The 23,537-nt window shown below is 59.7% G+C and carries 8 protein-coding genes; 2 read left to right on the forward strand and 6 right to left on the reverse strand.

Annotated features, from left to right (window positions below; all coding sequences use genetic code 11):
* Positions 1-219 precede the first annotated feature (219 nt).
* From H0274_RS14180 to H0274_RS14205, 6 genes are all read right to left on the reverse strand, one after another.
* Positions 220-2,589 carry a TonB-dependent receptor domain-containing protein gene (locus H0274_RS14180; protein ID WP_226796137.1) on the reverse strand — a complete coding sequence of 790 codons (2,370 nt, stop codon included), beginning with the start codon at positions 2,587-2,589 and terminating at the stop codon, positions 220-222.
* Positions 2,590-3,001: 412 nt separating this feature from the next.
* Positions 3,002-4,195, reverse strand: coding sequence for an anaerobic sulfatase maturase (locus H0274_RS14185; protein WP_264295653.1), 1,194 nt, complete (start codon positions 4,193-4,195; stop codon positions 3,002-3,004).
* Between the two features lie 145 nt (positions 4,196-4,340).
* Positions 4,341-6,203 carry an arylsulfatase gene (locus H0274_RS14190; RefSeq protein WP_226796139.1) on the reverse strand — a complete coding sequence of 621 codons (1,863 nt, stop codon included), beginning with the start codon at positions 6,201-6,203 and terminating at the stop codon, positions 4,341-4,343.
* Between the two features lie 86 nt (positions 6,204-6,289).
* On the reverse strand, positions 6,290-7,243 hold the full coding sequence (locus H0274_RS14195) for a TauD/TfdA dioxygenase family protein (RefSeq protein ID WP_226796140.1): 954 nt from the start codon (positions 7,241-7,243) through the stop codon (positions 6,290-6,292).
* Positions 7,244-7,284: 41 nt separating this feature from the next.
* The gene (locus H0274_RS14200) at positions 7,285-8,682 is read right to left on the reverse strand and encodes an MFS transporter (RefSeq protein ID WP_226796141.1); all 1,398 of its coding nucleotides are present in this window, start codon (positions 8,680-8,682) and stop codon (positions 7,285-7,287) included.
* A gap of 7 nt (positions 8,683-8,689) precedes the next feature.
* Complete coding sequence (locus H0274_RS14205) at positions 8,690-11,086, reverse strand: TonB-dependent receptor (protein WP_226796142.1); 2,397 nt, start codon at positions 11,084-11,086, stop codon at positions 8,690-8,692.
* An 865-nt stretch (positions 11,087-11,951) separates the two neighbouring features.
* Between H0274_RS14205 and H0274_RS14210 the strand changes: the two genes are divergently transcribed.
* Both H0274_RS14210 and H0274_RS14215 read left to right on the forward strand, forming a co-directional pair.
* Positions 11,952-22,952: a LysM peptidoglycan-binding domain-containing protein gene (locus tag H0274_RS14210; RefSeq protein WP_226796143.1), complete on the forward strand. Its 11,001-nt coding sequence runs from the start codon at positions 11,952-11,954 to the stop codon at positions 22,950-22,952.
* A gap of 1 nt (position 22,953) precedes the next feature.
* A complete protein-coding gene (locus H0274_RS14215; protein WP_226796144.1) occupies positions 22,954-23,352 on the forward strand; it encodes a hypothetical protein in 399 nt (132 codons plus the stop codon).
* Positions 23,353-23,537 lie beyond the last annotated feature (185 nt).

Genomic DNA, 23,537 nt, shown 5'->3' on the forward strand with positions numbered 1-23,537 from the left:
GTTGTCGGATGCGACGGAAGATGAAATCTGCCGCCACATCCGGGCATTAGGTCAATCAGAAGCGATCCGATCAAAGATCGGATTCTTAGTGAGTGCGTCGATGATCAAATCCGTGCCGGCGCCGCAATGCGGTCTTCGCAAACCACCTCGCCCGTGACGGGCGGCGGCCTCGCGCGAACGAAGGCCGCCACTTCCTATTTCAACGGACTGACGAACTCGTCAGAGGCGGGCGCTCACGCTGACCCAGTAGCTGCGCGCCTTGTCCTTATTGTTGTAGTGATCAATGTAGGTTGGCGTGTAGGCGCCATTCACCGGCGTGCCGAAGTCGACATCGTAATCCCGGAAATCCTTGTTCAGCAGGTTGTTGACCCGCCCGCTGATCGTCAGGAAATCGGTCAGCCGGTACTGCGCACTCAGATTGAGAACGGTGTAGCTCTTGTAGTAGAGGTGCTTGCCGCTGGCATCCACGCCGCGATAACGGTTCGAACGATGCTCTGCTGAAAGCTGCGTGGACAGGCTTTCCGACACGCGCCAGTCGAGCGATGCGTTCGCCATGTGGCGGGCCGTATTGGTCAGCGGCTGCCCCGCCGACGCCCCGCTCAACTGCTTGCTATCGGTAAAGGTGTAGTTAGCGCGCAGCATCACCCCCTCGATCAGCTCATGACGAGCGGCGATTTCAGCACCCCGGATACGAGCCTTGTCGATATTGAACGGCACGCTGATCGTCGCACCCAATCCCAGGATAGCGTAATAGTCGCCAAGATTGGCGCAGGGGCGCACGAAACCTGTCAGATCGCAAGGCTGCACGATGGCGGTATCGATCTTGTCATCAAATTCGTTCTGGAAGAGCGTGACGTTGATCCCGCTGTTGGGCGCGGGATCCCAGTACAGCGCGATTTCGCCGTTGACGCTGGTTTCCGGCTTGAGATCGGGGTTGCCGACCATCGGACTGGTGCCCTGGCCGCCGAACCCACGAATGCCGTCATAAAGATCCGTCGTCTTGGGCGTCTTGTAGCCGGTGCTGATGCCACCCTTCAGCGTCAGGGCGGGCGTCAGGCTGTACTTGGCATAAAGGCGGGGGCTGAAGTGGCCGCCGAACAGGTTATGGTGATCGTAGCGCACGCCGCCGGTGATAGTAAGCCCTTCCACCGGAGTCCAGTTGTCCTCGGCGAACAGCGACCAGATCCGGTGATCCTGCACGGCGGCGACGCCACCGGCAGACGCTTCGAGGCCGAACACGCCATCATCGAGCTTGCCGTCGATATATTGCCCGCCAATCACGAACTGGTGCGAGCCGCCGAAGTTTTCGACAGGAATGTCCAATCGGGCATCCAGCGTATACTGACTGCTCTCAAGCTTGCGTAGCGGACGGGGCAGGAAGGTCTCCTCTGCGATCGCGCGTCGCTCAGCGGTCGACAAACCTGCATAGGCCCCTGTGCCGCTCCACATCTGCTGGAGAAGCTGCCGCTCGACAACAGAGAACGGCATTGTGCGTCCCTTGTTGTTCGTCTTGACATAGGCGAGCGAGACGAAGCTGCGACCGAAACCCCAATCGCCGTTGTGAGTGACTGCCCAGTTCAGGCGGTCGAAAACCTGCTTTTCGGTATAGCCGACGCGCGGCTGCACAACCCCACCAGATGCACGCCAGATGCTTGCGATGCCGTCGAGCGTTCCCAGCGGATAGGTGGTCACGCCCGTGTCGGGATCGGTGATGGGGGTATTGTCGTACTCCTGACGCGAGTAGTCGATGTCGAAGATGAAGCTTTGATTATCGGCCGGCGTGAAGTTCAGCGAACCGCCAATGTTCCTATTGGTGTTGCGGACGGTCTTGCCGCCGCCGCCAAAGCCGAGGCCGCGGACATGCGAAACTCCGGCCGGATCCGTCACCGGAGCGAAATCGGGCTCCGACGGATAGCGCTTGTATAGCGATCCGCGCAGCTTCACGCTTAGCAGGTTAGCAACCAGCGGGCCGCTGATATTGGCGTCGAACGTCATATCGTCGCCAAACGCTGTATCTTCCTGAAAGCTGCGGCCAATGGTTGCAGACCCGGACCAGCGGTCGAGGGCTTTCTTGGTGATGATATTGATCACCCCACCGAGGGCATCGGCCCCGTATAGTGTCGAGGCGGGCCCGCGGATAACCTCGATCTGCTCGATGGAATCGAGCGGGGGAATATGATTGAACTGGTTCCCGCCAAAGCTGTTGGGATAGATGTCACCGTGATTGTTCTGGCGGCGTCCGTCAATCAGTACGAGCGTGTAATCGGAACCCATGCCGCGGATACTGATCGTGCGCTGTCCGGTCTTGTCGGAAGTTTCGCCGACGTCTACGCCTTCCAGGTACCGGACGGCATCGATCAGGGTGGTATAGGGGCGCTGCTGCAATTCTTCGGCGGTGACGACACTGATGCTGGCCGGCGCATCGGTTATCTTTTGCTCGAAACCAGCTGCGGTAACCACGATTTCCCGACCTGCGGCATCCCCTTCGGCTTCTTCGGCCAGCGCCGCTTGGCTCACCGCCAAAGCGAAAGGGGACAAACCAATTGCAGCCATGACACGGCCCGACCGCAGGCTTTTAATCTTGGACACTTTGCCTCCTCTGTTGCAACTCATTCTCATCTGTCGCGCCAGCTATTGAGAATGATTCGCATTGTCAAGGTGCGAGAGGGCTGTCCAGCCAAGTGCGCCGGTTGGTGAGGGCTAGTGGGGAGGACGCCGCGATGCCTCGCCAAGGCGATGAGGAATCGAGAGCAAGCATCCGGCGGACCTCGGCCAGGCCTTAAGGCACCACGCGCGGACATATCTGCCGGTCTACAGCCATCTGGCGGAAGGCTCACCGGGCGTCCAGTGTTCCTGGCGCTGCGCCTGACTGGGCGCAAGGGCCGACGGCAGGACGAAGATCGTGCGCCGAGTTACAATGTCGCCGATTAGACGCCCTTCGCGCGGAGGGCGGTCCCGGTTCTATCGGTCGGATGGCAACTTGTCTCCGATTGTTGCTAGATCATCGCATCTTCATCACGTCTCGCACATCGCGGCCGTTAGCGAGCAATTCCGCAATGCGTTTGAGGGTAGGCGTAGCGGTGTTGAAATAGTGCAGATAGCCCTCGCACAGATAGTTGAGCCCCGGCTCGCCCTCCGCCGTGCTGGTGAAACGATGCTTGGGGCATCCACCCCAGCACAGGTTAAGAGCGGGACAGGCGCGGCACTGGCGGGGCAGGGTATCGGCCTTGGCCTGTCCGAAGGCCTGCTGCCGGGTGCTGTCGATCATGGCGGCAAGGCTGGTTTCCAGCACGTTGCCCAACCGATATTCGGGATAAACGAAATGGTCGCAGGAATAGACGTTGCCATCATGCTCTGCGATCACTGCGCGGCCGCAGGTCGGCTGGTGGACGCAGACCACTCCCGGCGCGCCGACCATCGAGGCGAGCGTCCATTCGAAATTCATCACGAAGACCTCACCGACATCGCGGCGTGACCATTCCCCGAAGACGACCGACAGGAACCGGCCCCAGTCGGCAGGGCGAACGCTGAACGGCGCAAGGCCCGCATCGTCCTCGCTTTCTTCCAAACCGGGGCCGGACAAATCCAGCCCAAGCGCCTTCTCGCGCGGCCCCGCCAGGCGTTCGACCACGGGGGTGAACTGGATGAACTTCACGCCCTGCCGCTTGAGAAAGCGATAGACCTGCAAGGGGTGCTGCGCTGAATGCCGGTCGACACAGGCGAGCACATTGTAGTCCACGCCGTGCTGTTGCAGCCGTCCCAACCCTGCCATCACCTGATCGAAGCTGGGGGCGCCGGAGCGATAGCGGCGATAGCGGTCATGAATCTCGCGCGGGCCATCGAGGCTGAGGCCCACGAGGAAGTGGTTCTCTGCCAGAAAGGCGGCCCATTCGTCGTCGATCAGCGTGCCGTTGGTCTGGAAGCCATTCTCGATCTGGCGGCGAGCTCCATGCAGCTTCTGAAGTTCAACTGCACGGCGATAGAAATCGATGCCGAGCAGGGTCGGCTCGCCGCCCTGCCAGGTGAAGTGGACGGGATGGCCGGACGGAGTGGAAGCGATCGTGTTGCGGATATAGGCTTCCAGCACCTCGTCCGACATGCGGCGCATCTTCCTGCCGGGGAATAGCGCCTCCTTCTCAAGATAGAAGCAATAGGTGCAGTCCAGGTTGCAGGCTGGCCCACTTGGCTTGGCCATTGCGTGGAAGCCGGTGGAACTGGGCGAGGGGGCAAGAGCCGCAGGGGATGGCTTGGTCATGCTGTACGGGCAGGGGATATGCCTGCCCCTCCTTGGAGCATCCGGGCCACGGAGTCGCGGCCCGGATGTTGATTATGCGGATGGATCAATGTTCGCCCGGATGGCGGCCGAGTTTCTCGATCTCTTCCTGCAAGGTGCCCGATTGTCCGGTGCGATGGATTTTGCCGACATCGTCCCAGGTGATCAGCGGATAGAGATCGTACTTCTGGGCCTGCTGATCGAACAGGGCCTTCAGTTCCGCCAGCTTCTCCGGATATTTCTTGGCAAGGTCGACGCGTTCGTTAAAATCCTCGTTGACGTTGTAAAGCTCCCACGCATTTTCATCGAAGGGCTTGGCGCCGCCGGGGCTTCCGGTCACGAAGCGGTTGGGATAGGCGAGGCCCGCCTTCCAGCCATCGTGATAGATCCCCCGCGATCCGAAGATGTAATAATGCTGGGTGGTCCGCCGGGATTGGGCGGCGGAATCCTTGATGGAATAGGCCAGCGATATGCCTTCGATCGGCTGCTGGTCGATCCCGCGGATACGTGACGGGGCCTGCAACCCTGCCAGTTCCAGCGTGGTGGGCAGAATGTCGATCACATGGCCATATTGCCCGCGGAAAGTGCCGCCATCCTTGATCTGCTTCGGCCATGAAACAATCAGGGGATTGCGGGTGCCGCCTTCGCTGTTGGCATCCGATTTCCAGCGGCGGAACGGAGTATTGGCGGCCTGTGCCCAGCCGATGGGATAATTGCCTTCAATCGCGCTGGGAGTACCGAGCTGGTCGATCCGGGCGAGATTATAGGCGATGTTTTCCTGTTCGGTCAGCGGCTTGGCCACCAGGCTGCGGTCGATATCGCCATAGGCGGTGCCTTCCTTGCTGGCGCCGTTATCGCCCACGATCACTACGAACAGCGTGTTGTCATATTGGCCGGTCTGCTTGAGGTGATCCACCAGTCGGCCGATTTCGTGATCGGTATAAGTTAGGAAGCCGGCATAGACCTCCATGAAGCGGGCATAGAGCTTCTTCTGCTCAGGCGGCAGCGAGTTCCAGGCCTTCACATCCGGATCGCGATCCGGGAGGACGGCGTTGGCAGGTATAATGCCCAGCTTCTTCTGCTGAGCGAATACCTTCTGGCGATAGACGTCCCAGCCTTCGTCGAACTGGCCCTTGTATTTGTCGCTCCATTCCGCGGCTACCTGATGCGGGGCATGGGTGGCGCCGGGCGCGTAATAGAGGAAGAAGGGCTTGCCGGGGGCGGCCTTCTGCTGGCGATCGATATAGCCGATTGCCTTGTCGGTGATCTGTTCGTTCAGATGGCGGCCATCGGGCTGCACATGGACCTGATCCTCAACCAGATCGGGCTTGTACTGGTCCGTCTGTGAACCGAGGAAGCCGAAGAAGTGGTCGAAACCCTTGCCGGTGGGCCAGCGGTCGAACGGGCCGGCATCGGTGGCGTCCTCATCCGGGGTTACCCCATATTTGCCCACCGCGAAGGTGTTGTAACCCTTGTCACGCAGGATTTCAGCGACGGTTCCGTCTTCCGCCGGAATGCGGCCATCCCATCCGGGAAAGCCCGCCGACAGGATCGTGTGCGAAAAGCCGGCCACATGGACGGAGGAGCTGTTCTTGCCGGTGAGCAGCGAAGCCCGCGTGGGGGCGCAGACGGCGGTTGTGTGGAAGTTGGTATAGCGCAGGCCCTGCTGGGCAAGCTGGTCCAGCGTGGGGGTGGCAATGCCCCCGCCAAAGGTGCTGGCCGCGCCGAAGCCGACATCGTCCAGCAAAATCCAGACGATATTGGGCGCGCCCTGCGGCGCCTTTGCCGGTTCGGGCCACCATTCGGTGGACTCGGCCAGTGTGCGGCCCACCTTGCCCTGATAGGGCTGCTGTTCCTGTGCGTGGGCCTGCCCCACCAGCGACACCACGGAAACCAGCGCGGTGACGGACTGAAGAATTCTCTTATGCATGATTGAACCCCTGCAGGGCTGCGGCCTGTGCCGCGCCCTTTCCATGAAAAGGCCGGCCGGGCGCGGTGCCCGGCCGGCCGGATGCATCAGGCCGCTTCGTATTCGCGGGCCTTTTCCTTGCGGACGGTGCGGCTGGTGCGGCCGTCGATCGCCACGGGCACTTCGCCCTGAATGGTGGCGCGGCGCAGGGTGCGGCGCTGGAGGGCGAAATCCGCCACCGCGCGATGCTGGGTGGAACGGTTGTCCCAGAAGGCCACGTCGCCAGCCTGCCAGCGCCAGCGCACCACATTTTCAGGCTTGGTGATGTGATCCTGCAGCAGATTGAACAGGCGCTGCGAATCCGCCTGATTCAGCCCCACGAAACGCTTCACGAAATGGCCCAGAAGCAGGCTGCGCTGGCCGGACACCGGGTGGACCCGGACGACCGGATGCTCGGTTTCATAGACAGTCGAGGCGAAGACGTTCTTGTGCTGCTTCACGACTTCCTGCTGGGCGTCGCTGGCGCGATTGGCGCCCAGCACGGCGGCGTAATCGTAATCGTTGCTGTGGACCGCCCAGAGGTTGTTCACCAGCTGGCGCAGGGCCTCGGGCAGTTCGTCATAGGCGGTCTCGCCATTGGCCCACACCGTATCGCCGCCCGCTTCGGGAATGGTGATCCCGCGCAGGATCGAACCCTTGGGATAGGCATCGACGAAGGTCACATCGGTGTGCCAGCTGGAGGCGGCGTAGCCTTCCTGGCTGTCGAGTTCGAGCAGGTACTTGGAGCCTTCCGCCACCGGCACGGTGGGATGGGCCACCGGATCGCCGAACAGCGAAGTGAAGGCTTCATGCTCGGCATTGTCGAGGTGTTCCTGGCCGCGGAAGAAGATGACCTTGTGGCGCACCAGGGCGGCTTCGATGGCCTGCACGGTAGCGGCATCGAGATCGCCGGAGAGGACGACACCGCGGATTTCCGCGCCGATGCGGCCGGTCAGCGGTACGATGTCCAGCGGGGAGGAAGGATCTTTGGCGTTGGGGTAGGAAGGAACGATACTAGCCATGGGGGAATACTCCGATTGAGGGTTGAGGGACCGTTCGGGGTTCATTCGGCGGGCACGAGCACGGCGGGTCCGGCATCGAGCTGGCGGCGAATTTCGGAATGCGCGGCTTCGTCCAGCGGGAAGCGGGAGAGCAGCACGGCGGAAAAGGCGTGGGCAATCGCGGGGCCCAGCGCGAAGACGTAGAGCAGGCCGTTCAAAGCCTCGGGCGAGTTGGCGCCCTTGGGGTCGAAACCGAGCCAGCCGATCAGCGGCAGGGCGATGCCGATGGCGGCGGCGCTGGCCGATTTACCGGCGAGGCTGAAGACTGAGAAATAGAGGCCCGTGCGCTCCTCACCGGTTTCAAGGCGGTGCTTGTCGGCAATGTCCGCCACAATGGCCCGCAGCATCAGATTGCCGGAGCCCTGGGCCAGACCCTGCCCGAGAGTGAGCGCCAGCAGCAGGCCGAAACGGTCGGGAGTGACCAGCAGCAGGCCCAGATTGACCGCCACCTGCACGGCCTCGCCCAGAATGGCGGTGCGGTGCTTGCCCAGCTTCAACCCGATGCGCAGCCAGATCGGCCCGGCCAGAATGCCGAATACGAACTGGAACAGGAACAGACCGGCGGCCCAGTCCGGACGGCCCATGTAGAAGGTGACGAAGAAGACGATCAGCGAGGAACGGATCGACTGGGCCAGCGTCACCGCGAAGTCCGACGCCAAGACGCGCAGCAGCAGTGGATTGGCGAAGATCGCTTGCAGGGATTGGCGCAAGGAGAAGCGTTCGGGTTCTGCCTCCGGCTCGGTCTCGGGAAAGGCGGTGAGGGTCAGGAACAGGGCGGGCAGGGTGGTGACCAGCACCAGCGAACCCATCAGCGTCAGTTGCAGCCGCCCGTCGCCGGGGCGCAGCTGATCCCCGATTGCCGGGAGGACAAGCGTGATGAACAGCGCCGCTGCGCTGACTACCGTCTGGTAGGTCGCGATCCGGGTACGCTGGTGGTACTGCCCCGAAATCTCCCCGGACCAGGCCAGGAACGGGATCTGCATGGCCGTCCAGCCGAGGTAGAAGAAGAACAGCACCACCGCCAGATAAGCGGGTGTGACGTTCAGCACCGGGAAGAACAGCGCCAGCGCCGCCACGAGGAACAGCGCGCCGCCTGCTGCGATCCACGGTTTGCGGCGCCCGAAACGGGTGCGGGTGCGGTCGCTCAGCGCGCCGACCAGCGGATCGGTGAAGGCATCCCACAAGCGGCCCAGCAGGAAGATCAGCCCGATCGTGCCCAGTGAAATCCCGAAATCACGCGTGAAGATGGCTGGCAGATAAACCCCGATGGGAAGCGCAGCTGCCGATGTCGGAATGGCGATGGCCGAGAAGCGGACCAGCCGCCATCCCGCCGGCGCACCGGCAGAATGGGGGTTGGCGGGATGGAAACCGGCGTGACGATGGGAAAGGGCGGCTGTCATGGCGACCTCACAGCTTTGTGCGCAGCGTCACACCATAGGTGCGCGGCTCGCCGAGCTGACCCGTGATCGCGCCGGTATTGGCGGCGGAAAGGGTGCTGAAATAATCCTTGTCGAACAGGTTCTTGGCCCAGATCGATATGTCGAACAGGCCATCGTCGCTGCGCAGGCCGATGCGGGCATTGGCGAGGCCATAGCCAGGCACTTGGGCCCAGGCCGAGTTGGACGAGGATGTGTTGAAGGATGACCGGTGCGACCAGTCGGCATGGGCATAAAGCTCCAGCCCGCGCCCGTCCCAGTCCCCCAGCGGCGTATTGGCATCGGCACCCAGAGTGTAAGTGAACCTGGGCACGCCCGGCAGCGGTTCTCCGGAGAGATCCTGGATGCCGGAGATGTTCAGCCGTTCCACCGCCTGCGGGGCGTTGGTATATTCGATATAGGACGCATCAGCATAGGCGATGGAGCCATAGAGGCTGAAGCGGTCGCTCGCGGCGAAGCTGGCATCCGCCTCGAACCCGCGCGAGCGGACCCTGGGGATGTTCGCGATATATTGGCGGAAGGTCACCGTATTGGCGACCTGTTCGGTAATCGCCGTCTGGTAATCCGAAATCTCGGTCCAGTAGAAGGCGCCGTTCAGCGTCAGGCGGCGGTCGAAGGCCTGGGATTTGAAGCCCAGTTCATAGGCATCGACTTTCTCCGGCGCGACATCTGGCGAGATGCCCGCGGGCAAGGTGGCGAGGTTGAGACCGCCCGACTTGTTGCCGCGCGAGTAACTCGCATAAAGCAGCGCATCTTCCGCCACTTTCCAGCTCAGCGAGGCAAGGCCGGAAAGGCTGTTGTCGGTGAAGCTGGTCTCGTAGCTGGTGACCGGGTTGAACTGGCCGCGGATCAAGGCCAGCGTCGGGTCGGCCAGATCGGTGCCGCCGGTCCACCATTGTTCGAAAGTGCCGGACTTCTTCTCATGCGTGTAGCGCAAGCCGCCGGTCAGCTTGATATTGTCCGTGATCGCCCAGTCGAGCTGGCCGAAGCCTGCCAGGCTCTTCGTGACCGGCTCGGAATAGGATTCGGCCGTAAACCCGTCGAGCGCGTTGTTCCACACATCGAGGGAGAGGGAGGATGACGGCGGGCGGTTCCACAATCCAGCGGCGGAACCATATCCGAACGAGCCATAGCCGCGCACGGTCTGCCAGAAATAATAGGCGCCCACGACATAGCTCACCGGGCCGTCATTGTCGGAGGCGACGCGCAGTTCCTGCGAGAACTGGCGCTGGAGATTTTCCTGCTGGGCGGCAGTGGTGATGGGAAGGGAGGTGCCGTCGCCATCGTTGGCGGGATACCAGTCCCACCAGCGATAGGCCGTGATGGAGGTCAGCTTGGCGCTGCCCAGATCCCAATCGACCTGGCCGGACACGCCGTAGCCTTCCATGTTCGCCTGGTAGTGCCCGTCAGCCTCGCCTTCGCGGTCGAAGGGCTTGAAGCTGGGCAATGTATATCCGGAGAAGCGGGCGGCGCGGGCGAGGAAATTGTTCGGGATGGTTGCGCCGTTTTCGTAAGTCTCGTGATGATCCACGAACACGGTCAGGGCGAATTTCTGTTTCTGGTGCGAGTAATCGCCGATCAGCTTCACCTCGAGATTGTCGCTCGGCGTGATCAGCACCTGCCCGCGCACGGAGGCATTGTAATAATCCTGCGCGTCGGTTTGCGTGGTGGTGTTGTACAGGAAGCCGTCGCGATTGGTCAGGGCACCGCTGATGCGCACTGCCACCAGATCGGGCACAAGCCCGGCTGAGGCGGAGGCGCGGAACTGGGTGTAGCCGTAATTACCGTAGGAGACTTCGCCGGAGAATTCAGGCGAGAAGCTTGGCGCGCGGCTGGTGATGTTGATCACGCCGGAAGTGGTGTTCTTGCCGAAGAGAGTGCCCTGCGGACCGCGCAGAACCTCGATCCGGTCAAGATCCACCAGATCGAACTGGGCGAGGCCGACGCGGCCGTAATAGACGTTGTCGATATAGAAGCCGACGCCGTTCTCCAGCCCGTCATTGGTCAACGCCACATTGCTGCCCAGGCCGCGAATGTTCACATTGGTATTGCGAGGGTTGAAGCTGAACACCTGCAGGCTGGGAACCTGCTGCTGGATCTGGCCCAGCGTGTAATCGCCGCGTTTTTCCAGGGCTTCGGCGCTGACGACGCTCAGCGCGATCGGCACATCCTGTGCGTTTTCGTCTCGGCGGCGGGAGGAAGTGACGATGATTGCGGGGCCTTCGGCGGCGCTTGTCTCGGCGACCGACGAAACGTCGTTCACCTCTACTTCTTCCGCATTGACGGGAAGGGCGGCGATCAGGCCGGCAAGGGCGGTGGTGCCGAGGGCGGCGCGACGAAAGGCAATCGAAGAAAGAAACTGCGACATGGGATTTCCCTGAACCTTGAAGATTTGCCGTGTTCCGGAGCCGCCCGTCGGGCGCAGGGAGCCGTCCCCGGTCCCGCATTCGGGAACAGGTGCGCTTTTCGGGCGCGCGGTCTCGGCCTGCGCAGCGCGCAAGCAGCCGGAGGGATTGTGTGGCCGACCGCGCATGAAGGGGCGCGGCCGGCCTCGAGCAGGCGTCATGGGAGACGGGAGCCGGGAGAACGCGACGGCGGGAAGGAGAAGGATTGTCCCGTCGGCACGGCAGCAGGCCCGGGCTCAGCGCCCCGATAGCCGGACTGCTCTAGAACTTGTCGGTGTGCATACGCATCGCTTCACCTCATCATCACGAGAGGGGAACACGATGCCTGGCGCTGTCGCCCCAGCATCGCGCGCTTTAGCCGTTGGTAACGCGGAGCAAGCTGCTTCCCGATCAAAAGCCGCGGATTCCTGAAACTGCGGGCGAGGCCGGAATCACATCCTTCACTTAATCCCCACCTAACAGGTAGAGATTTGGGCGTCAATGAAAGCTTTGCTTTGCCAGTCCCAAGTCGGGATAGGGTGTTTTGGAACCGCTGCGAAACGCTCGGCATCAGCGCAAAGTGAGGTTTCTCTGGCGCTTTGGCGGGGATGAGGCGCTGACGGCGCAGCTGGTGCAGGTATTCGATTCCACATCTTGCACCACCAGCGAATGAGCGCGCGGCATCACCCGATGATCCCGCACAAAGCTTGCCCCTTGGCGATGCCGTCTGTCGTCGTCGGGGCATCTGCATATTCTTGCTAAACTTGGGTCTGTTTCGCCGGATTAGTCTTCCGAGCGGGGTGATTTGCGCCCCGCCCGTGGATGGGCTGCTTGCCGGCGAGGGATATAATGGTTGCGATTTTCACTGGGCTTGGTGCGGGTTTCACGCGGGGTTCGGGCAATCTTCTGGGGGGAGCAGGCCAGATCGGCAGTTCGCTGCTCGGGCGCGGGGGCGAGAGTGTTTCCGTCAACGCGGCGAGTGGCAATCTGCTGGTCAGCCATCAGGACGAGTTCCTTGTCGGGCTGGGCCCCGATGTCGCCATTGCGCGCACCTATAACAGTCTGGGCGACGCCGGTGACCGCGACAATGGCGATAACTGGCAGCAGAACACGACGCGGAGGGTCTTCGGGCTTACAGGTACGCTCAACAGCGCGGGTTCAACCGTCAGCCGGCTGGGGGCGGATGGCGCGGTGGTGGTCTATGGCTGGGACGCTGCGCGTTCGGCCTATGTGACCAGGGACGGCTCCGGCGCGTTCGACAGGCTGGAGATGAACGGTTCCGAATGGGTGTGGACCGATGGGGACAGCCAGGCGAAGGAATATTACGAAGCTGCGGTTGTAGCCGGGGAATATCGCATCCGGGCGGCTGCCGATATTGACGGCAATGCGCTGACCTTCACCTATCTCGCCGGCACCGATCTGCTCGACAAGGTAACCACGGCTGATGGCGCTTGGACCCAATACAGCTGGACGGGTAACGCGATCACCCAGATCGTCACCGGCTATACAGATCTGGCCACTTCCACCGCCAAGACCCTCACGCGAGTGCGCTATGGCTATGACGGACAGGGGCGGCTGGAGACGGTCACCACCGATCTGACGCCCGACGACAATTCCGTCAGCGATGCCAACACCTATCTCGTCACTTATACTTATGACGGCACGAGCAACCGCATCGCCTCGATTGCGCAGACGGATGGCTCGCTGCTGCAAATTGCTTATGACGGATCGGGCCGGGTCCAGACTTTGACCCAGACAGTCGCCCCGGGCGACGCCCGCGTGACGAGCCTGAGCTACTTTTCGGGATACACCAGTGTAACCGGGACGGACGGGCAGGTGACGCGCCTCGATTATGATGCAGAAGGGCGCCTTACCCGGGTCACCGCACCCCCGGCTTCCAGTGGCGGCACGGCGCAGACGGTGGATTTTTCCTATGATGCCGACGACAATCTGGACAGTGTGACCGACGGGGCGGGCAAGGTCACCTCCTATGATTACGACGCCAACGGCAATGCCGCGCTGATTACCGATGCCACGGGCAATATCGTCACCCGCACCTATGATGCGCAGAACCGGCTGATCACCACGCTGACAACCGGTGCGGATCGGGATGGGGCAAGCACTGCTCACTATTCCCAATATGTCTATGACGCGGAAGGACATCTGCGCTTTGCGGTGAATGCGGCGGGGCAGGTCACTGAATATCGTTACGATACCGCCGGGCAATTGCTGCGCACGATCCAATATGCGGAAATCCGCATGACCCCGCCCGGGGCGTCAACCATTGATCTTGCCACGGCGGAAGCCTGGGTGGCCGGGATCGCGGACAAGAGCTCGGTCCGTATTGCCGAGAACAGCTATGATGCGCGCGGCAATCTGGTGCTGTCCCGCGCTTATGGCATTGCCGATGCCTCGGGCAATCCGCTCACCGGCGAAGGGGTTACGAGCGGCCATTATGTCTATGATCAGGCCGGCCGGTTGCTCGAGAGCTGGCGCGAGGGCGAGAACCACGAAGCCTTCTTCTATGACGGGATGGGCCGCCTGGTTCAGTCGACCGACCGGAATGGCGGGACGACCACCATCGTCTTCGCGGACGCCTCCACCACCACCACGATCACCAATGCCGCAGGCTTCAGCTCGGTCTCTGTCTATAACAAGGCTGGCGAACTGGTCAGCCTGACCGAAAGCGGGGCCAATACCACTGCGGGCACGGCGAGCTATCAATATGATGCTGCCGGCCGCCTGCGGGTGGTGACCGATGCCACGGGGCGCAAGAGCTATGTCTATTACGACAAGGCCGGGCGCAAGGTGGCTGAAGCCAACCATCTGGGTGAGGTCACGGAATATCGTTACGATGCCGCCGGGCGCGTGGTTGCCACGGTCGCCTATGCAACGGCCCTGTCAGCTTCTGCGCTCACGGCGATGGGCAATGTGGCCAGCACGGCGGATTTCTCGACCTTGCGGCCTTCCAGCAGCGCAAGCGATGTCTGGGGCTGGACTGTCTATGACGGTGCTGGCCGGATCATCCAGTCAATCGACAATCTCGGCAGCACGGTCCGGTATGAATACGATACCGAAGGCAAGATCGCCAAAACCACGGCCTATTATACCCGGCTGACTTCCTCGCAGCTGACTGCGTTCAAGGCCAATCCGCCTGCAATGCTGCAACTGCCCGCCGCTCACGGAAAAGATGCCGTTGCCCGCGTGTTCTACAACAAGGCCGGGCAGCAGATCGGCACGCTGGACGGCGAGGGTTATCTTTCCGAGACAATCCGCGATGGCGCCGGGCTGGAGATCCAGACCACCTTCTATGCCGCCGCGACCAATGCGGCGGATCGCTCGTCGGGCAGCTATGGAGTGCTCAAGGCCGGAATCACCACCTCCAGCGCCGATCGCATCACCTATTCGGTCTATGACGGACAGGGGCTGCTGCGATACAGCGTCAACGCGCGCGGCGGCATTGTTGGCTATGATTATGACGCAGCCGGCCGCCTGATACAGACGACGGCCTATGCCACCGAAGTCGCGCTGACGGATTACACTTACGACGCCGTAAAGGGCGCCGTGATCACCAGTGGCGCGGATCGCATCAGCCGGACAGTCTACGATGCCGCAGGGCGCACCGCCTACACCGTGGACGCCGAAGGCGGAGTGGCGGCGTTCCAGTATGACGCGGCCGGGCGGGTGATCAGGGCGGTCGCCTTCGACAATCCCTACGCCTCAACTGTGTCGCTTTCCGCGCTTGATAGCTGGGCCGCCAACAGCGCCCAGGCCAGTGACGCGAAGAACCGGGTTACTCGCAACTGGTATAATGCCCGCGGAGAAGTCGTCTTCAGCCTCGACGCGGAAAACTACGTCTCTGGTTATGCCTATGACGCCGAAGGCCGAGTGCTTTCCACGACCCGTTATGGCGGCTCGTGGGTAACAGTCAGCGACACGACTACCATAGCCCAGCTTGCCGCGCTGCTTGTCGGCACGCCCACCAGTACGGCGATTACCGTTAGCCAGACCTACGACAATGCAGGGCGTGTCCTGACCTCCACCGATGGGGAAGGAACGGTCACTCGCAACACCTACGATGCATTGGGTCAGCTTACCGATGTGACAGTGGCCTATGGCCATGCGGACGCCGCCACGACGCATTATACCTATGATGGCACGGGCCGGGTGCTCACCGTCACAGCCGCCTTTGGCATGGCCGAAGCCGCAACAGTCACCTACGCCTATGACGGCCTCGGCAATCGCTCCAGCGTCACCGATGCCCGCGGTAATACCACCACCTTCACCTACGACCGCCAAGGCAGAGTTCTCACCACGACCAACGCCTTGGGTGGAATGAGCACTTACGTTTACGACGCCTTCGGGCAGGTGGTGAAGCTAACCGATCCTCGCGGCAAATCGACCTATACCTATTATGATCGGCTGGGCCGGCTCGTCACAACGCGAGATGCGGAAAACTACGTCACCCGCACGAGCTATAACCGGTTCGGCGAGGCAGTGGATGTGCGGCGATATGCCACGGCCTTTACCGGAACTGCCCAGATCGGGGTAAACCCAACCGGCAATCCGGATTCTCCCACCACAGGTCCCAGTCCGGCGGTTCTTGCAGCCTATGCCAATGCCGCCCAATTGCAGAGTGATGCCGATAGTGCCGCTGCCGCACTTGCGGCGGAACAGGCAGCCCTGGCAGCGGCGCTCGCCAATCCTTTGCCGACGCTTCAGAACAAGCTGTCTCAACTCCAGGCCCAACGCGCGACCGTGCAGGCCCAGTATGATGCAGCGAACTGGCTCGATAAGCTATTGGTCTATGGGCCGCAGCTCACCTCGATCGACTCTGACATCGGCAAGGTCAACACCAACATCACGCGGGTGAACAACGGCCAGGCGTTGAACAGTTGGGGCACCGACCTGGTCAATGGCAGCTTCAATGTCGCGGCGCTCCAGTCTCAATATAACTCTGCACAGGCCGCCGCCAGTCAGGCGCTTGCCGATGCTCAGGCGCTGGAAGCGGCAGAACAGGGCGGAGGTAATTTCGGGCCCTATTCAGGAACCGCCTATACCTATGACCGCTTGGGCCGGGTCGCGACCAAGATCGATGCCGAAGGCTATGGCGAAAGCTATGCCTACAATGCGTTTGGCAATCTGGTCATGTTCCGGCGCTATCCGGGTGCGATCACTGGCTCGAGCTACAACCAGACGTCGTTCGAATATGATGAGCGCGGTAGCATCACCCAGACAACCGATGCAGAAGGCTGGATCGAGAGCTACACCTATGACGCCTTCGGGCGCAGAGCCTCCCTCGTCTCCAAGAATCAGGGTAGTGAAAAAACTGCAGGGGGGACGACTACTTACGAATATTACAAGACCGGATTGCTCAAATCCGAGATTCTGCCGATCTATTCGCAGAGCAGTAGTACGGGTGAAAATCTCGGCGCGATCACGAATGGTTACGTCTACGACAAACGTGGCAACCTTGTTCAGAAGATCGAGGCTCAGGGGCTCGCGGAACAGCGGACCACGACTTATACCTATGACAAGCTCGACAGGAGGCTTGGCTCGTCCGGCACCATTGTGAGCGGGATAAGCATCAACCCGGCGACCAAAGCAGTCTCGACTAGTTCGGGAGCGCCTACGGAAACCCTCATTTACGATGCCAATGGCAATGTCATCAAAAGCGTCGATGCCGCCGGCGCGACGACTGTGTTTTTCTACGATGCGCTGAACCGGAAAACCGCAGAGATCAACGCCCTCGGGACTTACACCACGTATGCTTATGATGAAGCTGGGAACGTCACCAGCATAAGAATTTACGAGACCCCGGTGAGTGTGCCCGCCAATGGCGGTGTCGCCACTTCGGCCCCCGCTGTGCCCTCGGGCAATAAACGCGAGACGACTTTCACCTATGATGGGCTCGGCCGCATGGTGGCGAGCTCCGTTGTGCTGCCCTCGGGTTACAAGACCGGGGTATGGAATGGCACGGCGTGGACGAATGTTACGACCAACTCGCTGGATACGTCTTATCAATACGACTATCTCGGCAATGTCGTGAAGGTTACCGATCCCAACGGCAACGCGACGTTCTCTTACTATGATCGGCTAGGCCGCAAGACCGCACAACTGGATGCCGAAGGCTATCTCACGGCGTGGACTTACAACTCCGAAAACAACGTGTTGACAGAGCGGCGCTACAATACCGGTTTCACTGGTGCGCCCAATAGCTCCAGTCCTCCGTCACTTTTGACCAATTCGGCCGACCGCCTTACGACCTATACTTATGACAAGGTCGGCAACCGCCTGAGCGAAGCACGATCGAACGTGATTATCCATAACGGAAGTGGCGGCACAAATACCGTCACTTCGACTATCTGGTATTCTTATAACGGCCTTGGACAGGTCCTTACCCGGACTGAAGCTACCGGCGATGTATTTACCTATATTTACGATCAGGGAGGACGGCTCTCCGAAGAGAGAAGTCCGCAATATGCATCGAATAACGGCACCGCCGTTACCCCAAAGGTGAATTATTTCTATAACGGCCTGGGTGATCTTACTCGTACTGTTCAGGCTGCTGGCGGCGATGTCTCCTCCGCGCGCGTCACCACATACACCTACTCCACAGGTGGACGCCTTTCTTCCATGACCAATGCTGAAGGGGATGTCCGAAATTACTTTTACGATATCGCAGGGCGGCTCACGTTAGAAACCTATTCGCGGACCACCTACGTCTCGGGAGGTTCCACGGTGACCGCTGAAGAGGGGATCGGTTATCGTTTTGATGCCTTGGGCCGCAGCCTCGGACAGGGGTTCTACAAAAAGGTTTCGGGTTCCTGGCAATTCCAGTCAACCAATGACTGGAGTTCGATGGAATACGATGCGTTTGGTGATGTGGTCAGGGTTGGGGTCAATGGCGCCTGGCAACAGCAAAACCAATACGATCTCGCTGGACGCATATGGGCCAGCAATTCCGGTGACGGGATATGGAAATATTTCGGATACGATAAGAATGGCAACCAGACTCTCCTGATTGCGAGTGCCGGAGCCAATCTTTCCGGTAAAACCATGGCGCAGGCTTTCGCGCTCATAAGCGGAACTGATGTCAACGCCACCTATACCGTTTATGACAGGCGCAACCTTGCGATCTCGGCTGTAGAAGAAGGGCGGCAACTCTCGGCGAGTGGAACAAGCGCGCTTAATTCCGGCCGCACCTACAACGCTTTTGGCGAAGTCGCTTCCGAAACAAATGCTGCAGGCGTAACCACCGCCTACACTTACAACACAATGGGCAAGATGATCCGGTCGGAAGGTCCGACGGTGTTCATCACACTGGAAAATGGCGCCGCAGTCTGGGTCCGGCCAGCGCAGGATTTCTATTATGACCAATCCGGCCGCCTTGTCGCAACCCGGGATGCCAATGGCACCTATGGAACCAATGGTACGGGCACAAATGGCGCCACAAAGGCAGCAAACACCGGTAATCTCAATCGCCTGACGCTTCTTGCGGGCACGGGCTACGGTGGAGGCAATGCGCTGGCTACGGTGGAGACCCACGCCGATGGCGGCACGGTCACCACCGCATACGACATTTATGGAAATGCCCGAAAGATAACCCAGTCGGTGGGAGATGGCACCAGCGTCATCACGCAACAGGGGTTCGATAAGCTCGGCCGCCTGACGCAGGTAACCAATCCGGGCGGACTGGTCGACTATTACGCTTACGATGTGCTCGGTCAGCGGATCGCTCACTGGAACAATTACCTCGCCAGTACCAACAAGGAACTGACCGGCTACGATGTTCAGGGCCGCATCACCTATCAGCGTGCGTGGGGCGGGGCGAGCGGGGATGAAACGACCATCTCTTACGCCTGGTCTGGCACCCTGGTTACCCCGGGGCTGGCAACCGGATCCACTACCTTTGGGGGCTGGGTTCAGACAACAACCTACGAAAACGGCAAAACGCTGGTCGAAAAGAACGACCTGTTCGGGCGCCTCACCGAAAAGACCGATCTGGGCGGGAATACGACAGTCTACACCTATGACCTGGCCGGGAGGCTGGTTAGCGCACTGACAGGCGCTTATGGCAATACCTACATTTATTATAATACTGGGCAGTACAAGCAGGTTTCCAGTTTCTCCCGCTGGTATAACGGAAACACTGCCAACAATGTCGAGACGCGGGGCGAATATACCTACGATGTGCTGGGCCGCCGCCTGACGGAGTTGGGCACCACGATAAAGAGTGGCACGGGCGGAGGCACCGCCATCACCAAGCAGGCATCCGCGACCTATGACGCCCTTGGGCGGCTCAAGACTTGGCAGGATACTGTTCCCGCCCCGGATTACACGGTCACCAATGAATATGATGCGGTTGGGAACGTGCGCCGTACCAATTCATGGACCCGCGATTACTGGTTCCGTTACGATAATATGAACCGCGTGATCATCTCGAAGGGGACGCTCAACGGAACGGCCGGCGCGACCGGAACCACGATCGGAGTAAATTTCGCCGCAAATTACGATTCCAACGAGATCGTTTACGATCAGATTGGGCGCCGGGTTTCGGTCATCTCCGGTTATAGCGCCCCGGAATCGAGTTATCTCGTCTGGCCGGATCCCGCTAATCCCTATTACTTCGTCACCGTACCCATCCCTGCCAGCGCAACAGCAATCAGAGAGAGCTATAGCTATGACTCTGCTGGTCGCATTGACAAGGTTCGAAAGAAGTACGGTAATACTCTGTATTATTATTCCGGGGTGACCGGCTCACCGGTCGCACCCGATATTGGTACAGGCGATATAGTCGATGATTTCGATTATGATCTGATGGGGCGAATGACGAAGTCGCTCAGCAATGCCAGCCGCATTATTACCTATAATACAAAGAACCAGATTCAGTCGGAAACCCGTTCCCTGGTGTTGAGTACGGGCGAGGTGGAAAATACCACCATCAGCTACAATTATGGCTCTGGCACGAATTATCTGCTCGGTGCCGCGCGCACCGTAACGAGCACGGTTTCGACGACGCTTAGCGGCACGACCACCACATCCACCTCCACGACCACCAATGATTATATCTGGCGCGATGGCACGGTGCAGTCGAAAATCACAGTCGTGAACGCTCCGCAGGGCGGCCCATCCTCCACGGCGACCACCGATTTCTACTACGACGGGGTGGGGCGTCTTCTCAAAACGAAGATCGCGGACCAGCGTCCGCGCGACGTATTCTACACCAATGACGAGAACGGCCAGGTTGTGATCCGACAGGAGCAGGACCAACTCGCAACCGGCGACCCCTACGAAACCTGGAACAGGTTTGCCGGCAAGGAAATGGGCTATCTGGGCAATATCGGGATGAGCAAGCCCGAATATGCCAGTTACACCACCGGCCAGCTTCCCGATGGCAGCACGCCGTTCCCCTACAGTCAGACCAGCGGCACGGCCTATGCCGATTTCAGCGGTGGCAGTTATGTTCCCCTGAACCAGTACAACCAGGGCAGGGTCGGCGGTAGTTACACCGTGCAAACGGGCGATACGCTGCAATCCATCGCCCAGTCCGTTTGGGGCGATGCCAATCTTTGGTACAAGCTGGCGGAGGCCAATGGCCTGTCCGGCTATGCCACGCTTACCGAAGGGCAGACCATCGCCCTGCCGACGGGCGTGGTGCGTAACGCGCATAATTCCGCGACGCTCAAGCCTTACGATCCGGCCAGCATGGTGGGCAGCGTCTCCCCCACCCCGGCCGATCCCCCGCAGCCGCCGAAGAAGAACAATTGCGGGATGTTCGGGCAGATCCTGCTCGCCGCGATTGCGATCGGGATATCGGCTTGGTTGGGGCCGGAGATTCTGGGTTTCTTCCAAGGGGCCTTCGGCTCCATTGTCGGAACTAGCATGGGTCTTGCTGCCACTGGTGCAACAAGTTCCATTGTTAGCCAGGGCGTCGGTGTTGTCACGGGAATTCAGAACAATTTTAGTTGGAAGGCTGTTGGAAGCGCCGCGTTGAGCTCAGTGCTCACAGGGGGCGCGTCTACCGGAAACTTCCTTGTTGATGCCGCTAGATCGGCAGTCAGTAATCTGGCGTATCAGGGCATCGCGTCCGCAATCGGCTTGCAGGACCATGTTAATTGGTCTGGTGTTGCAGCTGCTGGCGTCTCTGGAGGCCTAGGCGGTGTGCTGGGTAAGAATCTGGGGCCGTTAACCGGGTCAGACGCAAACCTATCGCTTGGCAACATCGCTTCGCATCTTGGGGTAGGAGCAGTTCAAACTCTCGCCAATGCAGCTACCCGTTCGGCAATTGAGGGAACCAGTTTCGGCGACAATATTCGGGCCGGATTGCCTGACGTTATTGGGCAGGTAATTGGCCAGATACTTGGCAGTGCGGCGACGGGTAGGGGCAAGCCAAAAAATCTGTTGAAAGGTACGCCCTATGACGGGATGGCGTCGTCAAAGGTTGGGGATGAGGTGTTTGTCTGGGAAAACTCGGCCGCTACCATCGCCAAGACTCAAACACACGCCCCCGTGGAGGCATCGCTTGGGAAGATCAGACAGAGTAACGCGCAAGTATTGGGTAGCCCGGTTCCCGATGGCGGGGGAGCTGATACGGCTGGAGAGATCATAGTATCAGCAACAACCGATAGATCATCAACCGGGCCATCTAAGCTAACCGTAGGGCCCATCACCAGGAATTATGGAAACGATCCATTTTTTGGAGACTTGCTCCAGTCCGCTAACTTGGACGGTTATGCGGCATGGTTCGATGCTTATGCTGTTGGATCAGGTGGCGATCTCGATGTCACTTGGGTGTCTAAAATGTTGGCGCGTGAGACAGGGCCGGGTGGTCCGGGTAGCGGGCACGCAGCAGATGTTCTTGTTGCGTTGGGCAGGCTTGGAGAACTTGGCAGCACGCAAGCATTCACTATTGCCTCAGACTTCTATGTCAGATCCGGGATGAAGGAGAGCAGCCTTTTAATTGGTTCCTTGCTTATGTCGAACGATTTTTCGCTCAATTGGGGTGAAGTTGAGAGAAATAATACATCATATATAGGGGACGAGAGTTCAATTAGTTCTTCCAGGTCCAACTTTTTGACAAATTATAGGGATGCCGTTTGGGAGCGACAGCGCGCCTCGTATGGGCTGTGGGCCGGAGGTGGTCTGGGGTATCTCAGTGCAACAACGGAATTTGTCTCCTCACCTTTAACCGCCGCCTTGGATTTGGGTTCTTCTTACTATCGTGGAAGAGGCGGGTTGATCGCTCCCTTCGACAGGGAAACAACTGACCTGACGCTGTTCGTTTCCGGAACAGGTGAAATGGTTGGTCTCAAGGCGTTTGGGGGACGAAGTGGAAGCGTCGCTGCAGAGAGTGTGTCCGCGCGGCATATTGCTTGGAGTTCGGATCTTGGTGCGATAAATGATACCGTCGCAGCGTTGGGTCAACGCGCACTACGAAATTCTGGCGGAGATTGGGCAAAATCTGAGGCGCTTTTTAATCGTTACCTCTCCTTGGCGGATTCTCGACTAGCTCACACCGGGAGTGGATATGCGGTTGAACTGCAACCCGCTGCAATCGCCGGAGGTGAGCGTGTACCTAGCTTCATCTGGAGGCATCGCGGCGATGCGGCATCTCCTTTGATTATGGACGCCAACGGAGCGCCTCGTCTGTTCGCCTATCCACGATCGCGCCGACTTGATGCAGGTATTATCGACATGACTGCAGCGGCAAACCAGTATGGCCTGAGGCCAGTTGTAAGTGGCTATGACATCACGTTAAATGCAGCGAAGCCCCCCGTTGGTGGATACTATCGTGAGTATTTCGGTAATATTCCCATTACCGACATTCGGCTGAGAGCGGGAAATTAGTATGACGACTGCAAAAGATATCGGCGAAGTAATAGCATCTGACTTTCTTCTGCCGACAATTGAAAGGCTCAGCCAGCAGCTACGGAGAAATATCAGGCTGAGATTGAAAGTTGTCCTCGACGGAGACGCTACAGAATCGCGAATTTCCTCTCCAGAGCAGGCAGGGTTTGGATCCCTTGACGGTGAGGTCCGCGTGTTGGCATCGGATACAGCGGTCGCCGGTCGCTATAAATACCACCTGCAATGTATTTTTTCAGAGCAGAGCGACCTCGAAGGCTTTTCCGGAATAAGGCTGAATGGGGCGGTGGTGATTAGAGGCAATTATGAAAATAATGATTATTCCGGTTTCATGTATACCTACAATGAATGGGATTGGGGTGCGAAAGTCAGGAACTTTTAGATAAAAAGGGGCCGCTAATATCCGATTTATGCGCAATTATCGTAGTTGAAGTTATAGTGCCATTTTGCGATATGAAGTAGTTGGCGCATTCGTGTGGCCGGAAGATTTCGACGAGCTTTCGGATGAGGCCCACAGTCCATTGACGGTTCTCTTACCGGCCTTTCGGATCATACTTTGAAGCGGGA

This window comes from Fulverythrobacter ferritrahens, assembly GCF_020539485.1.
GTDB lineage: Bacteria > Pseudomonadota > Alphaproteobacteria > Sphingomonadales > Sphingomonadaceae > Andeanibacterium > Andeanibacterium ferritrahens.